The organism is Paenibacillus sp. FSL H3-0333 (genome assembly GCF_038002805.1).
Taxonomy (GTDB): Bacteria; Bacillota; Bacilli; order Paenibacillales; family Paenibacillaceae; genus Paenibacillus_AQ; species Paenibacillus_AQ silagei.
Genome location: NZ_JBBODG010000001.1, coordinates 7,249,579 through 7,265,122, shown reverse-complemented (window position 1 = coordinate 7,265,122; position 15,544 = coordinate 7,249,579). Strand labels below are relative to the sequence as shown.

12 protein-coding genes are annotated in these 15,544 nt (G+C 54.0%); 8 read left to right on the top strand and 4 right to left on the bottom strand.

Translation table 11 applies throughout. The annotated features are described in order from the left end of the window. The first annotated feature begins 80 nt into the window (after positions 1-80). The 7 genes from MHH78_RS31700 to MHH78_RS31670 all read left to right on the top strand — a co-directional run bounded on the left by MHH78_RS31700 (position 81) and on the right by MHH78_RS31670 (position 9,858). Positions 81-2,252: an S-layer homology domain-containing protein gene (locus tag MHH78_RS31700; protein WP_341170026.1), complete on the top strand. Its 2,172-nt coding sequence runs from the start codon at positions 81-83 to the stop codon at positions 2,250-2,252. A gap of 456 nt (positions 2,253-2,708) precedes the next feature. Continuing rightward, on the top strand, positions 2,709-3,563 hold the full coding sequence (locus MHH78_RS31695) for a DUF4430 domain-containing protein (RefSeq protein WP_341170025.1): 855 nt from the start codon (positions 2,709-2,711) through the stop codon (positions 3,561-3,563). Then, a complete protein-coding gene (locus MHH78_RS31690) occupies positions 3,560-4,504 on the top strand; it encodes an energy-coupling factor transporter transmembrane component T (protein WP_341170024.1) in 945 nt (314 codons plus the stop codon). Before MHH78_RS31695 ends, MHH78_RS31690 begins: the two co-directional genes overlap by 4 nt. Then, a complete protein-coding gene (locus MHH78_RS31685) occupies positions 4,420-6,087 on the top strand; it encodes an ABC transporter ATP-binding protein (protein WP_341170023.1) in 1,668 nt (555 codons plus the stop codon). The genes MHH78_RS31690 and MHH78_RS31685 overlap by 85 nt, the downstream gene beginning before the upstream one ends. Beyond that, positions 6,060-6,746 carry an ECF transporter S component gene (locus MHH78_RS31680; RefSeq protein ID WP_076078938.1) on the top strand — a complete coding sequence of 229 codons (687 nt, stop codon included), beginning with the start codon at positions 6,060-6,062 and terminating at the stop codon, positions 6,744-6,746. The genes MHH78_RS31685 and MHH78_RS31680 overlap by 28 nt, the downstream gene beginning before the upstream one ends. Positions 6,747-6,895: 149 nt before the next feature. Further along, positions 6,896-8,605 (top strand): methyl-accepting chemotaxis protein, encoded by a 1,710-nt coding sequence (locus MHH78_RS31675; protein WP_341170022.1) that lies wholly within the window; start codon positions 6,896-6,898, stop codon positions 8,603-8,605. Between the two features lie 122 nt (positions 8,606-8,727). Continuing rightward, a complete protein-coding gene (locus MHH78_RS31670) occupies positions 8,728-9,858 on the top strand; it encodes a hypothetical protein (RefSeq protein ID WP_341170021.1) in 1,131 nt (376 codons plus the stop codon). A gap of 125 nt (positions 9,859-9,983) precedes the next feature. Here MHH78_RS31670 and qoxD read toward each other — a convergent pair whose 3' ends face one another. The 4 genes from qoxD to qoxA are packed head-to-tail and all read right to left on the bottom strand — an operon-like array spanning position 9,984 to position 13,882. After that, positions 9,984-10,277 (bottom strand): cytochrome aa3 quinol oxidase subunit IV, encoded by a 294-nt coding sequence (gene qoxD / locus MHH78_RS31665; RefSeq protein ID WP_036731442.1) that lies wholly within the window; start codon positions 10,275-10,277, stop codon positions 9,984-9,986. 1 nt (position 10,278) lies between these two features. Next, the gene (qoxC, locus tag MHH78_RS31660; RefSeq protein WP_036693560.1) at positions 10,279-10,875 is read right to left on the bottom strand and encodes a cytochrome aa3 quinol oxidase subunit III; all 597 of its coding nucleotides are present in this window, start codon (positions 10,873-10,875) and stop codon (positions 10,279-10,281) included. After that, complete coding sequence (gene qoxB / locus MHH78_RS31655; protein ID WP_076078943.1) at positions 10,872-12,821, bottom strand: cytochrome aa3 quinol oxidase subunit I; 1,950 nt, start codon at positions 12,819-12,821, stop codon at positions 10,872-10,874. Before qoxB ends, qoxC begins: the two co-directional genes overlap by 4 nt. Positions 12,822-12,865: 44 nt before the next feature. Next, the gene (gene qoxA / locus MHH78_RS31650) at positions 12,866-13,882 is read right to left on the bottom strand and encodes a cytochrome aa3 quinol oxidase subunit II (RefSeq protein ID WP_341170020.1); all 1,017 of its coding nucleotides are present in this window, start codon (positions 13,880-13,882) and stop codon (positions 12,866-12,868) included. Positions 13,883-14,381: 499 nt separating this feature from the next. Here qoxA and MHH78_RS31645 point away from each other — a divergent pair, with 499 nt between their 5' ends. Further along, positions 14,382-15,536: a polysaccharide deacetylase family protein gene (locus MHH78_RS31645; RefSeq protein WP_341170019.1), complete on the top strand. Its 1,155-nt coding sequence runs from the start codon at positions 14,382-14,384 to the stop codon at positions 15,534-15,536. Positions 15,537-15,544 lie beyond the last annotated feature (8 nt).

Below are 15,544 nucleotides of genomic sequence, written 5' to 3'. Positions count from 1 at the left end.
CACAGGGCGGTCTTTAGGTTGCCGCTTTATCTGCGGAGGAAGCAGGATTCATCCATTCTATTTCAGGAAAGAGGTTAGTTATGAAGAACCATTCTCTATCATCCAGGTTCACACGGCTGGGACTAGCTGTCATTATGCTGTTCGCACTGTTGGGAGCAGCCGTAGCCCCGGCAGGACAAGCTGCTGCTGCACAGGCAGGCGGGACTTCCGCACCCGCGGTATCCGCTCTGCCCGCAAGTGAGGTAGCCAGCGTAACCGCTGCGGTCTATGCCACTGCGGAGCTCATGCTGAAGAACGGAGTCCAGTCGGACTGGCAGGCGATTGGCCTTGCGCAAGCAGGCTACAAGGTTCCTGCCAGCTATCTGAAGGCGCTTGAAGGCAAGGTGGCTGAGGCTAAGGGGGTTTTTGCCAGAGCTACGGACTATGCCCGAATCACACTTGCTGTTAAGGCACTGGGCGGCGACCCGGTGAATGTGGCAGGCTATAACCTGATTGAGAAGCTCTACAATCACGATGCAATCGCCGGCCAGACGCTGAATAATCCGGTCTATGCACTGCTCGCTCTGGATTCCGGCAGTTATACAATCCCGGCAAATGCGAAATGGACACAGTCTAAGCTACTGGCAGAGATTCTGGCGAAGCAGAACCCGGACGGAGGCTTTACTCTGACCACAGGTGCGAGTGATCCGGATATGACAGCGATGGTGCTGAACGCACTGGCTGGACATAAGCAGGAAGCGGCAGTGAATGCTGCTGGTCAGCGGGCGGCATCCTGGCTGGCTAAGGCACAGGACAAGAATGGCGGATATGGCGACAGCAGCGAGAGTGTAGCTCAGGCCATCATCGGTCTGTCTGCCTTCGGCATTGATCCGGCAGGAGCAGATTATACTAAGGGTAATATTAATCTGGTCAGCAAGCTGCTTGGCTTCAGCGCTACAGGCGGCGGGTTCGCCCACACCGCGGGCGGCAGCTCCAATCCGCTCTCTACAGAGCAGGCTTTGGAGGCTTTGGTAGCGTACAAGCTGTTTGGTACAGGCGGTAAGCTCTTTGATTTTAGCGGCACACCAGTGAAGAATCCTCAGGTAAGTGTCTCGGTTACAGTTGAAGGTCCGAATGGAACCTTGGCTGAGGGCAGCGTGTACGCCGGAAATGTGCTTACGGCACTGGATAAGACAGCAGCAGCCAAGCGCCTGGCTCTGGTCAATGAAGCAGGCAATTATGTGACGGGGATCGGCGGCGTGATTGCGGGTACTTTTGGCGGATATGATGGCTGGATGTATGTAGTCGCACGCGGCGGAGCATGGATCTATCCAAGTGTAGGGATGGGCGACTTCGCGCTGGAGGAGAATGACCGCATTGTGGTCTATTATGGCGGGGACAACACGCAGGTGGTTGACGCCGTAACCGTGACTCCCGCACAGCCGCAGCCTGGACAAGATCTGAAGGTGCAGGTAACCCAGAAGCAATGGGTCTGGAATGAGGCGACCTTCACCTCCGATCCGGTAACCTCACCGGCAGCAGGCGTACAGGTAACCATCGGCGGCAAAACAGCAGTTACAGATGCTGCGGGCGTGGCTGTTGTGGCCGGAGGACTGCCAGCAAATAAATATACCCTGACGGTTACGGGATATCTGAAGGATAAAACCCCGGCCATCGTGCGTCATACGGTTCCGGTAACAGTGGCTTCTGCGGCGGCGGACCGTCCGGCTTTTGGCGATGTGAAGTCGATCTCGCCTTGGGCGCTGGAGTCGGTATACACGGCGTATGACCGCAAGCTGATGAATGGTGTGAGTGAGGACAGCCTGCTGTTTGCACCGAAGAAGAATATTACCCGTGCTGAATTTGCAGCGCTGCTGCTGCGGTTAACCGGCAACGAGCCGTCTGCGGCGTCTTCCGCTGGGGCCTTCAGTGATGTTAAGGCCGGTACATGGTATTATGGAACAGTGAACCGGGCGAAGGAGCTAGGAATCATTAGCGGTGTGACGGCCAAGACGTTTAAGCCGGACGGGCTGGTTACGCGCCAGGATATGGCTGTGATGATGGTTAGAGCTTTTAAGCTGGATGCTACATCAGCCGGAGCAGGAGCAGGGGCTGGTAAATTCAGCGATGAAGATAAGATTAGCGACTATGCATTGTCCGCTGTCCGTACGGTGACGGGACTTGGATATATGAGCGGCACCGGCGGCGCATTCGAGCCTACTGCTGTGGTAACCCGTGAGATGGCTGCTGCTGTAGCGGTTAGATTGCCATAGTTGAGTAAGAGTAGGGGATGGTATATTTTGGTTGAAATTTCCATTCCACTGCAGGATGGGTGCTGTACGCTGGGGCGGACAATAAGTGGATAAATGACATCTAATCTGGCAGGATTTGCTGCAAAGCGGGAGTTAGTTGGAAAAACAACACTTATTCACGCTCGAAGCTCCCGTATGATGGGTTGTGGGCAGATATTAGATGCCTGAAATCCAACTAATTTCTATACAGGTGCGTAACCAGAATAATTAAGTGTAGAAAATCCAACTACCGCCCCCGTGCCGAATGAGTAGTTGAGGCGTATAGGGTTGTTGAAGCGTTGCAGGCTCATTAGACAGGCGATTTTGCTTGGAATTAGTTCGGATATGTCTTGAAAAGTAAGCATAAGGTGTATGAAGGAACGGGGAACAGGCTGACTGGCCCCCGTTCTTTTCCCTTTTTGTGGAGGTGTGCTGGTAATGTTCAATCTAGTCAAAAGAGGCCGGGGAAGGCTGGCTCCGCTGCTTCTCCTGCTGATCGTATTGCTGCTCCCCGGCTGCTCCTCTGGGCAGCCGGATCAGGCAGGCGGCAGCCCGCAGCCGCCTGCCGGGACCCCGGCCGCGCAGACGCCGCGGCCTGGAGACGAAGCGGCTCCGCTGCCGGGAGCCGCTGAGGGCACTGCCGTACCATCCGCCCCTGCGGAAGGTACGGCAGCTCCAGCGTCGCCAGGCGCAGCGGCGACGCAGCCATCGGCGGGCGCGAGCGAGCCCGCCAAGTCCCCGCCGTCGCCAGGCGCAGCGGCGACGCAGCCTTCGGCGGGCGTAAGCGAGCCCGCCAAGCCGGCGTCGCCAAGCGCCGCGGCGACGCAGTCATCGGCGGGCGCGAGCAAGCCCGCCAAGTCCCCGCCGTCGCCAGGCGCAGCGGCGACGCAGCCACCGGCGGGCGCGAGCAAGCCCGCCAATTCCCCGGCCGCCACACCCAAGCCGGACAACGTAGTTACCCTCTCCATCACCGGAGATGAGGAGCATGGCGTGATTCTGGCCGCTGCCCAGTACGAGATCAAGAAGGGCGAGAGTGTGCTGGACCTGCTGAAGCGGATTACACGGGCGCAGAAGATCCAGATGGAATATCAGGGCAGCAAGGCTTTTGCTTACGTGGAAGGTATAGATAATTTGTACGAGGGTGATCACGGGGCAGAGAGCGGCTGGATGTACAAGGTGAATGGAGAATTTCCGTCCAAGGCTGCGGGTAGCTGGATCGTCGAGCCCGGGGATACCATCGAGTGGCTGTATACGCTTGATCTAGGCAAAGACCTGGGGGCCAAAGCGCCATGAGCAGCGGCTTCCGTTCCATGCATCCGGTAGTAGCCCTGCTGTATTATGCAGGGCTGCTGCTGTTCGCTCTGCTGGTCTTCCATCCGTTATTTCTGGCTACCGAGATAGCCGGACTGCTGACGCTGCTGCTGATGCAGGGACAAGGGCGTCAGCTGGTGCGTAGCTTGCCTTTTATGCTGCTGATGGCAGCTTCCGTGGCCTTGCTGAACCCGCTGTTCTCACATCGAGGGGCGCATATTCTATTCTACTGGCTGGATCAGCCTATTACGCTGGAAGCTGTGCTGTATGGACTGATGATGATGACTATGCTGCTTACTATTTTTATCTGGTTTATATCCTACAATTACACGGTGACTACAGATAAGTTCATGTACCTGTTCGCGGCGGCTGCGCCGAGAACGGCGCTGCTGACGCTGATGGCCATCCGGTTCGTGCCGCTGTTCCAGCGGCGGCTGCGCCAGATTACGCTGATCCAGCGTCTGCGCGGGATAGATACCGGTACGGGAAGCCTTAAGAAAAGAATGACAGATGGAATGACGCTGCTCAAAGTGCTGCTGACCTGGTCGCTGGAAGAAGCCCTCCAGACTGGAGACTCCATGACAGCCCGTGGTTACGGCAGCACCAAACGCAGCACTTACACGATATACAAGGCCGATTTGCAGGATAAGCTGGTGATGCTGCTGTTAACCGTTAGCGGTGTGGTTACGCTGCTGTTCTGGGTGCAGGGCTACGGCAAGCTGGAGATCTATCCCCGGATGAGACCAGCGGACTTCGGCTGGCAGGAGGCCGTCATGTACGGCAGCTTCTGCCTGTTCGTGCTGATTCCTGCGGGGCTGGAAGGAAAGGAGAAATGGTTATGGAGATCCTCAAAGCACAGCAATTATCCTTCCGATACCCTGAAGAAGACAGGGACACGCTCCATGAGCTATCGTTCGTCATAGAAGAGGGGGAATTTGTCGTGCTCTGCGGCCCGTCCGGCAGCGGCAAAACCACCCTGCTGCGTCATCTGAAGCGGGAGCTTACCCCGGTAGGTTCATCCAGCGGAACCTTGACCTACAAAGGGCAGCCTCTGTCCGGGCTTACGGCAGCGGTGGCCGCCGGGGAGATCGGGATGGTCTTCCAGAACCCGGATGCACAGATTGTGATGGATACGGTCTGGCATGAGCTGGCCTTCTCCATGGAGAACCTGGGGCTGCCGCCTGCTGTCATGCGTACCCGGCTGGCGGAGATCTGCGGCTTGTTCGGGCTGGAGCCGCTGCTCTACCGTCCGGTACATGAGCTGTCAGGCGGACAAAAGCAGCTCATGAACCTGGCCTCAGTGCTGCTGCTTCAGCCCAAGGTGCTGCTGCTGGATGAGCCAACCTCCCAGCTTGATCCTGTTGCTGCACGGGAATTCATGATGGCGCTACAGCGGCTGAACGAGGAAATGGCGGTCACGGTGATCATCAGCGAGCACAGGCTGGAGGAGGTGCTGCCGCTGGCCGATCGGGTGCTGATGCTGGAAGACGGTAAGCTGCTGGCCGAAGCCGCCCCCCGCCTGTTCGCCCGGCAGACCGGTAGCGGGCCCTTGACCTCGGCTGGGCGCTACCTGCCAGCCGCCTCACGCCTGTACTTGTCGCTTGCTCCGGAAGCGGATTCGGCTGCGACGGAGAACATTCCGCTGACGGTGCGTGAGGGCAGACGCTGGATACATTCCCTGATGGCAGGAACGGACGCTGCCGCAGGCGCTGAACTGGTTAATAACTTGAATAGTCCCGCTGCAGCGTCTCTGCTCACCTGCCGCGAAGTGACCTTCCGGTATGAGAAGGAGGGCCGGGAGGTCCTGAGGAAGCTCACGCTGACACTTAAGCAGGGGGAGCTCCTGGCAGTCATGGGCGGGAACGGTGCGGGCAAGTCCACCCTGCTGCATGTGCTGAACGGGTTGATGAAGCCGCAGCGCGGCAAGATAGAGCTGGCCAAGGGCAAGACAACAGGTCTCCTGGCGCAGAATCCGCTGCTCTATTTCAGCTATGATACGGTGGCCGAGGAGCTGGAGCACATGGGCAGCTACGCCGGGCTATCTCCTGAGGCAACAGCAAGCCGGATTGAGGCTTTGCTCGAAGTGTTCCAGCTCCGGGAGGTGCTGCAGAGTCATCCGCATGACCTCAGCGGCGGGCAGCAGCAGCAGGCCGCGCTTGCCATGATGCTGCTGATGAAGCCGGATATTCTGCTGCTGGATGAGCCGACTAAGGGGCTTGATCCGGCCGCCAAAGACAGGCTGGCCGCCCTGCTTCAGCAATTGCGCGGGCAGGGGATTAGTATTCTCATCGTAACGCATGATGTAGAATTCGCGGCTAAGCATGCTTCGCGCTGCGCACTCCTGTTTGACGGGGGAATTACGGCAGAGGGCACACCGGCTGAGTTCTTCAGCAGCAATTACTTCTATACCACGGCAGTCAACCGGATAGTGCGGGACTGGCTGCCGCAGGCATTGACACTAGAGGATGTGATTCGCACATGGCCCGCTTCCGCATTCCGCTGCTAATTGCCCTGGGACTCTTCACCGCCGGGCTTGCGCTTACCGCAGCATTCACTGACCGGCATTATGTGCTGCTTAGCGTGGTGCTGCTGCTGGCTGCTCTCCTGCCGCTGTTCATCCGGCTGGAGCGCCGGCCGCTCCAGTCCCGTGAACTCGTGCTGCTGGCTGTATTGTCCGCTATTGCAGCTGTCAGCCGGATTCCTTTTGCTGCGTTGCCGGGGGTAAAGCCTGTGTCGGCCGTTGTCATCCTCTCCGCTTATGTCTTCGGGGCAGAGGCGGGGTTCGTTATCGGAGCAGTCGCTGCCCTGGTCTCTAATATTTACTTCGGGCAGGGGCCCTGGACGCCATGGCAGATGTTTGCCTGGGGTATGACCGGACTTACAGCCGGGTGGCTGCGGAGGAGCTGGCTGTTGCGCCGGCGGGCCGGGCTGCTGGTGTTTGGTTTCATCTGGGGGTTCCTGTTCGGCTGGATTATGAATATCTGGGTCCTGCTCAGTCTGCCGGATGCCTTAAGCTGGCGGCTGGTTGCCGTTACGTTTGCCGCAAGCTTTTACTTCGATCTGGCCCATGCCTTGTCGAATGTATTCTTCTTAGCGGTGCTGGCCGGAGGCTGGACCAAGGTGCTGCAGAGATTCCGCAAGAAATATGGCTTGCTTCAAGAGTGAATGGAATTAAAATTAATGGATATCGCTCTACCCAAACGATAATTTTCTTCTTTTTTCGACAAATTTCTTAGCAGGGCCATCAACAATTCGATGTTATTCTCCGATAATTAAGGTTACAGCTAGATATCGAGAAGGCGGGATAACAGGAAATGAGACATCTGAAGATTAAGCATAAAATGATTGTACTGATCGCAGTGGTTATTCTACTACTAATCGGGATCGGAACAACGGGTATCCTGACGACAACCAGAATGGCTGAGAGGTCTGAAGAGACATACAGGCAGAACCTGCAGCCGATTTATTTCGTAACGGAGATCCGCGGGAATAACCGGGCGATTGAGTCTTTTCTGCTGGAGGATCTGATTACCACGGATGACGCGAAGAAGCAGGAGCTGAAGGCGAGAATTCAGGAGAATATCCAGACGAACAATGAGCTGATGGCCGAACTGAGGAAGATTGAATTCAACAATGACAAGATTGCAGCTTATGTGAACGAATATACCCTGCTGCTGCCGGATTACCGTTCACAGCGTGATAATATTATCCATTTGGCCGATAACGACCTTAACGATGAAGGATATCAGGTGTACACGGGCCGGACCTTTAATGAGCTGCGTGACAAAATGGTCCGGCTGCTAGAAGAGACAGCGACGTTATTCATTCAGGATGCGTCTGCCCATAATACACGGACGGCTGACAGTGCCAAGAGCTCTGTTACGTTAAGCGGCGTTCTGATTGCGCTGGCCTTGCTGCTCAGTATTGTCCTGAGTGTGATCATCACCAGATTGATTACGAGACCGCTGAAGGAATTGCAGGGGCTGATGAAGCGGGCGGAAGAAGGGGATCTGACGGCCTCTGCCGCTTACCGGTCCAAGGATGAGATCGGCCAGATTAATACATCGTTCAATACCATGCTGGACGGGTTGAAAAATATGATGCGCGGCGTCTCGGAGAGCGCCGAGATTCTCTCGGCCTCCTCCCAGCAGATGAGCGCCAGTGCCGACCAGACCGCGCACGCCTCACAGATGATCGCTGAGACCTCAGGCGAGATCGCAGCCGGATTCGATGTGCAGGCGGAGAGCATTGCCCTTACTACACAGTCTGTGCGGACGATGTCCTATGAGATTGCCGAAGCCCGGTATAGTGGACAAGAAATGACCCGCCTGATGGAGCAGGCTGCCTCCTCCACGGAACGCGGTGTATACGCAGTAGAACAGATTCTGGCCCAGATGCGGGAGATTGACTCCAGTGTCTCGGCGAGCCGCCAGATTGTCGGCAACCTGGGTAGCCTGTCCGAAGAGATTAACACCATTATTACAACCATTAATGAGATTGCGACCCAGACCAATCTGTTGTCCCTGAATGCTTCCATCGAAGCCGCCCGGGCGGGCGAGCATGGCCGTGGCTTCGCTGTAGTTGCCGGTGAGATCCGCAAGCTGGCGGAAGCTACCGGAACAAGCTCGCTTCAGATTACAGAGATCATTAACCATATCCGTCAGCAGACCGCCAGTGCCGTAGAATCGATGGAGCAAGGCTCCGGGATTGTCTCTCACGGTGTAGCACAGAGTGAGGTGGTATCCGAAGCCTTTACGGCGATCCAGACCTCCATTCAGGCTGCCAGTGAGCAGACAGAGCAGATCACAGAGGTCATCGGCCATGTCGCGCAGGAATCGGAGGAAGTGGCCAGATCCATGTCAACGGTGAATGAAATCTCACGCAAAGGCGCCGCAGACGTTCAGGGCACCAGCGAAGCAAGCCTGGAGCAGCTGACCGCGATGGGAGAGATGTCCTCCTCTGCACAGTATCTGGCTACCCTGGCCGAGGACCTGCAGAAGCATCTGGCCCGGTTCCGGCTGTAACGGCTATAATAGACATCAGCCCGGCCCGATTCGGCCGAGGAACCCTGGAGATTCCCGGGCATCTTCGGCGGAGCCGGGCTTTTGAACGTATTATTATTAATCTCAAGGAGGCGGTCTCTATAATGAACACTCGAACATGGAAGCTGGTGATAGTTCCAGCCTTGTTAATGACACTTGCAGCTTGTAGCTCGAATCAGGCTAGTGCTCCGGCGGTTAGCCCCAGCCCACAGCCAACAGCGGCTCCTGTAGAAGCTTCTGCCCAGCCTACGGAAGGGCCAAAGGTTACACCGGTACCTGTTGAAGCTGCTGGGGTAACGGTAGGGGAAAGTAAACAGTATGAGAAAATAGCAATTTCCGACTGGAAGGACGATAGAACCGTTGTCGTGTCCAAGCAGAACGATAAGCTGGGGCCGATCAGCTCGGGAGAGCTGAAGGGATCCTATCCGCAGAGCCTGTATTTCTTCCATCTGGATACCGGCGAATACGAATTGATTACAGAGAAGGCGAACATGATGCTGGGGGATGCCAAGCTGTCCGCCGATCAGTTGTTTCTGCTCTATAGTGAATTCTCCCTGGGTGATCCAGTCTACAATGTAATGGACCTGGGGTCCAAGAAGACGTTCACCATTAAGGGCGATACCATTGCCGGAGCAATGGGGGCCGATTGGGCGGATAAGGATACGGTAGTGGGTCCTGCATACAGCGGCGGTGCTTACACAGCGACGGCTACCTCAATGAAGATTGCCCCGGTGGAGGGACTAGGCGGGGAAGGTCTGATTGTTGTAAGACAAATCAAGGATAAGATCTATTACACCAGTAATTCGAAGGACTCACTGCACAGCCTGGACCTGAATACTAAGGCGAAGGCTGACTTGAATATTCCGGGTACCAGCAGCGTAATCCCTTCACCTGACGAAGAACAAATGCTGATCCTGCAATATAAGGAGACTACCCAGTCGCTGCTGCTCAGCGGCACAGACGGTAAGAATCCGCGGACCCTGGTGGAAGGCGCCGAGCTTGGGGCCGTCTCCTGGTCTCCAGACCAACGTCTGGTCGCCTATAGTGTAACTATTGAGGAGAAGGGTACAACGAAGAATACCTTATATGTCTACGATCTGACTTCTGACAAGTCCGTCCAGATTGCGGAGAGCAACGGGACGATGACCACCTCATGGAGCCCCTCGGGCAAGCAGCTTGCGTATACGGAGCGGGATGACAGCGGGAGCAGCAGCAGTATAGTTCAGTTAAAGTAGAACATCAACATAATGGCAATCTTTAAAATTCAAAAAAGCGGTCCGCACCGGTAAATCTACCGGATACGGACCGCTTTTATTATAGATTACTAGAAGGAGCATAATGCTCCTCTGCTTCTTACATGCTAAGCATACCAGCCCCATACGAAGATGAACAGGGTGCCGAAGATGGTGACCAGAGCCACGAACATGGCGTATGCGATGTTGATATACAGTTCTTTTTTGGAATCGGCCGATTCTCCGATGTGCATGAACACAAACAGCTGCAAGGAGGCCTGGATCAGCGCTGTAACCAGCAGCACCACCATATTGGCACTGGAGGACAGGTCTCCGTAAATTACAATCAGTGCAGCGGCAGAGAGGACCAGAGAGGCTACATAACCCATCACATGCTTAATAGGGAATAGTTGCTTCATCATGTCACATCAGTCCTTTCAGGTAGACGAAGCTGAAGATAAAGATCCAGACCACGTCTAAGAAGTGCCAGAACAAGGAGAAGATGAACGTTTTGTTGGCGGTAGCGGGAGTAATGCCGCGCTTCCACAGTTGAATCATAATGCCAATTCCCCACAGCAGACCGAAGCTGACGTGAAGACCATGCGTTCCCAGTAGTATGAACAGACTGGAGAGGAAGCCGCTGGTCTGCAGCGTAGCTCCTTCATGTACATAAGTGAAGAACTCGTCGATTTCAATACCGACAAAAGCCAGACCCATCACCAGCGTAATCGCCATGAAGACCATCATGGCTTTCTTGTAGCCGTGCCGCATGGCATGGACAGCCAGACCGATGGTGAAGGAGCTCGACAGCAGGAGGAAGGTCTCCATCAGCACCGGGCCGATCTCGAACAGCTCGCTGCCGCTTGGTCCGCTGGCATAGCGGTTAACCATTACGAAATATACAGTGAACAGCGTAGCGAAGAGAGGGATCTCGGCTCCGAGAAAGACCCAGAAGCCGAAGATCTTGTTACTGTTCTCTTCCGTTGAATATTCGAGCGGCTTGGACGCATCTATTTTCATACAGTCTCACCCCGCATCAGTTTCTTTTCTGTAGCTGCAATCTCTTCTACAGGAATGTAGTAGCCCTGGTCCTTATCGAAGGACATGAAGGCCAGTACGACCAGAATTCCAATCCCTGAGACGATCGCCGGAATCCACATGCTGAAGACCAGGAAGAAGCCTAGGAAGAAGAAGACTACACCCAATATGAACGGTTTGCCGGTATTGCTTGGCATATGAATCTTGGTGTATTTAGTGTCTGTATACAATGGAATATTCTCGTGCTTCGCAGACCATAGAGCATCGCGCGTCTCAACCTTAGGCACAATCGCAAAGTTGTAGAGCGGGATCGGGCTGTGTGTCGCCCATTCGAGCGTCCGGCCATCCCAAGGATCGTTGGTTGTATCTCTCGGCATGTAGCGGGTACTCCAGTAAATATTGTAGACCAGGATCACGAAGCCGATCGCGAGTCCGACGGCCCCGACGAAGCTCAGCATATTGAGCGGACCAAAGCCTGATTCCTTAGAGTAAGTATACAGACGGCGTGTCATTCCCATCAGTCCCAGGAAGAACATTGGGAAGAAGGTTACGTTAAAGGAAATGATGATCCACCAGAAGGCATGCTTGCCCAGCCGTTCGTTCAGGCGGAAGCCGAACACTTTAGGGAACCAATAGTGGAAGCCGGCGATGACGGCGAACACGGCACCCGGAATCAGCACGTAGTGGAAATGCGCTACCAGGAACATCGTGTTGTGATACTGGTAATCGGCGCTGGCCATTGCCAGCATGACGCCCGTTACCCCGCCGATCGTAAAGATCGGGATAAAGGCCAGTGTGTACAGCATCGGGGTCGTGAAGGTAATCCTGCCCTTTCGCAGGGTGAATAGCCAGTTGAATATTTTGACCCCGGTAGGTACTGCTATGGCCATCGTTGTGATTGAGAAGAAGCTGTTGACCATGGCACCTTGACCCATTGTATAGAAATGGTGCGCCCATACAAGGAAGGACAGGAGCGAGATGATCAGCATGCTGAATACCATGGAGGTATAGCCGTACAGGTTCTTCTTCGAGAAGGTGGCGATAATCTCACTATAAATACCGAAGGCCGGAAGGATAACGATATAGACCTCCGGATGTCCCCAGACCCAGAACAGGTTGGCCCAGAGCATATCCATCCCGCCGTTGGCCATCGTGAAGAACTGGGAGCCGAAGAGGCGGTCGAACATCATCATCGCCAGCGCTACGGTCAGAACCGGGAAGGCGAAGACAATGATAACGTTGGTGATGAGTACGGACCAGGTGAACATCGGCATCTTCATCAGCGTCATGCCTGGTGCGCGCATCTTAAGAATCGTTACGATAAAGTTAACCCCGGTGATCAGCGTACCGATACCGGAAATCTGCAAGGCCAGAGAGTAGTAGTTGTTCCCTACGGTCGGGCTGAATTCAAGACTCGCCAGCGGGAAGTAGGCTGACCAGCCCGCATCCGGCGAGCCGCCGATGACGAAGGAAATGTTCAGCAGCATGGCGCCCATGAAGAAGAGCCAGAAGCTGACGGCGTTCAGCCGCGGGAAGGCAACGTCCCGTGCGCCGATCTGCAGCGGAATGATTACGTTCATCAGACCGATGATAAAAGGCATGGCCATGAAGAGAATCATGATCAGACCATGGGTGGTGAAGACCTCATTGTAATGCTGCGCATCGAGGAATTTCATTTCCGGCGCAGCCGTCTGCAGACGCATCATCATTGCATCTACACCGCCGCGGAACAGCATCAGCAGCGCCGCGAGGATGTACATGATCCCGATTTTTTTGTGGTCAACCGTGGTCAGCCATTCGCGCCACAGATAGCCCCATTTCTTGAAATAGGTAAGCCCTACGAGAATCCCGATGGTTGCCAGTGCAATACTGATCATGGCCCCGTATATCAAGGGTTCGCCGTGAACCTTAAATTTGTCCAAATCCATTAGGGTAGCTCCTTTCAGTGTGTTGCATTAAGCTCTTCAGAGAGCTAGTGTCCTTCATGTGTGCTTTCATCCACAGGGGAGCTTGGCAGCGGCTGATCGACTTCCGGATCAGGCTTGCTGTCGAATTCCGTTCCGCTGGACGGCTCGGGAGACGGATGAATGTCCTTGTTATCCTGATGCTCCGGATTGCCGTTGTCCATATCCATCTCCTTGCCGCCGCCGCTCATATGATCTCCGTGATTTCCCGGAGGAGGGCTGAACTCCAGATGGGTGGAGGAATACGTTTTGCGTCCGAGGTAATCCGTGGCCAGCAGGCCTTTGAATTCTTCCTCAGTCAGCTTAGGTGCAGTTTCCTTCACTTCCTTCACCCAGTCCTCGTAACCTTTGTTACTCAGAACAAGTGCTTCGAATTCCATGTGGGCGAAGCCTTTACCGCTGAAGTTAGCATTCTTTCCGATATAAGAGCCTTCCGTATCAGCGGAGAGGTGAAGCGTTGTCAGCATGTCGCTCATCGCGTACTTTTGACCGGCAAGCTGTGGAATCCAAAGACTGGTAATGGTGCCGAATGAGTACATTCTGAATTCAACTGCACGGTGTACCGGCATATTCACGTAGTTAACTGTTTCAATGCCTTCTTCCGGATAACTGAAATGCCATTTCCAGTTGGAGGAGGACGCATAGATGACCAGCGGAGTCTGATCTTTATAATCCGCAGCCACATTCTCCACTTCGTTTGTCGTCTTGACGGTTACAACAGACAGGAAGGCTACGATAATGATCGGGATAATAATCCAGATCGCCTCAAGGACTACATTGCCTTCCTCGTGCTTTGGAATGTAACCCTCATTACTCTTCTTCGCACGGTATTTCACCAATACAAAGATGTATAGGATGTAGACAACTGCCAGAACACCAAGCATTACAATAATTGAGAGGATAATGGTGTCAGATAACGTTCTGGCAGACGGCCCCTTCGGGTTCAGAACAGCGATTGAGCTGCATCCCGGCAGGAGAAGGATCAGGCTTAGAAACAGAGCGTATAACGGTCCCTTTTTTTTCATATAGAACTCCTTCCTTCAATACTACTTTTCATTCGCCGTTCATTAACGGAAGTACATTGATCTGTATCTATAGTAAGAACTACTTACCCATAATGCAAAATACATATTTTGTATAATTATATAAAATAGACCTTAAAAATGGCGAACAAGTTAAATATGTGTGATCAAATTGTTACAACTCCCTAAGGGTATGATAAAGATCACTGTAGTGGCGCACTTTAGCTAATTTTAAGGTTGTTCAATTTTTGTTCAAAATTCCGATATTGTTATTAAATTTGTCACAATTATTCTGTGCCAAAAACCGCTGATTTAACCGTGTAACGCCTGCTGTGACAGCATTCGACGAGAATTGCGTGCTTTCTGAAAATAATGGCGAACCCTCATTTATCATTGCATAAGAGTAACAATTTCTTAGCTTGCGGTTACAATCTCTCAAATTACGTTGAAAGTATATATGATAAAGTGATAGACAAATATACATAGATTGGAGACTGCTGCTGTGCGCATCAAGAAAATTCTGCTCTTATTCATGTCTTTATTCCTAATTATGGGGCTTGTGCAGGTCCCGGCTAACGCTAAAGGTGATAGCACTATTCTTAAACTCGGAGTCAACGATAAATTAAGCAAGGTTGAAGCTGTATCCGTAAAAGGCACCTATTATGTACCGCTGCGCGCGCTTGCGGATGAGCTGAAATGGACCCTTACCGGCCTGACGGACGGGATTCACGTAGCCGGCGGGACAGGTTCGCTTACCCTGCTGAGCAAGGACGGAGGTGCGGTGCTGAAGGATGGGACTGCCGTGCCTATGAGCACTTTCGTACAGGACGGCAAACTCATGGCTCCGCTGAAGCTCAGCGGTTACCTCGGGTATAGCATTTCCTATGCGGGAGATAAATATTTACTTCGTGTGAAGGACGGCTCGGCGCAGCTTACCGATGCAGCCTTCACCGATAAATATGCTGCCGAGCTGAAGCCGGAGGCTCCGGTAGCTCCAACGAATCCAGCGACTCCGGTTACACCCACTGAGCCGGGCAAGCCGGGCCGGACCGTATACCTGACCTTCGACGATGGCCCGTCAGCCACGACTGGCGACCTGCTGGACATCCTCCGTAAATATGACGTACAGGCAACCTTCTTCATGCTGGGGAACAACATGAATCAGCATCCCGCCCAGGTGAAGCGGACTGCGAAAGAAGGCCATGGCTTAGCGCTGCATGGCGTGACCCACCGCCAGGAGAAGTTCTATGCTTCGCCGGCAGCGGCGCTTGCCGAGATGTCGGGGGCCAATGCGACACTGAAGAAGCTGACGGGAGCCAGCACCACCTTGATTCGTACGCCATATGGAAGCAAGCCGTATTTCACCAAGTCCTTCCGCGATAAAGTCCTGACGCAGGGATATCATCTCTGGGACTGGAACGTGGATTCCTATGACTGGAAATACAAACAGAACAGCGACAGAATCTATAACACCGTGATGGATCAGGTGAACAAGCTGAAGGCGTCCAAGACCAATCCGGTCATTCTGATGCATGACCAGAAGGCTACACTCAAGGTGCTGCCGCGTATTCTGGAGAAGCTGAAGAAGGAAGGCTATACCTTCAAGCTCATTACGAAGGATATGGAGCCGCTCAATTTCTGGAAGGATAAACGCTGATCCGTAAG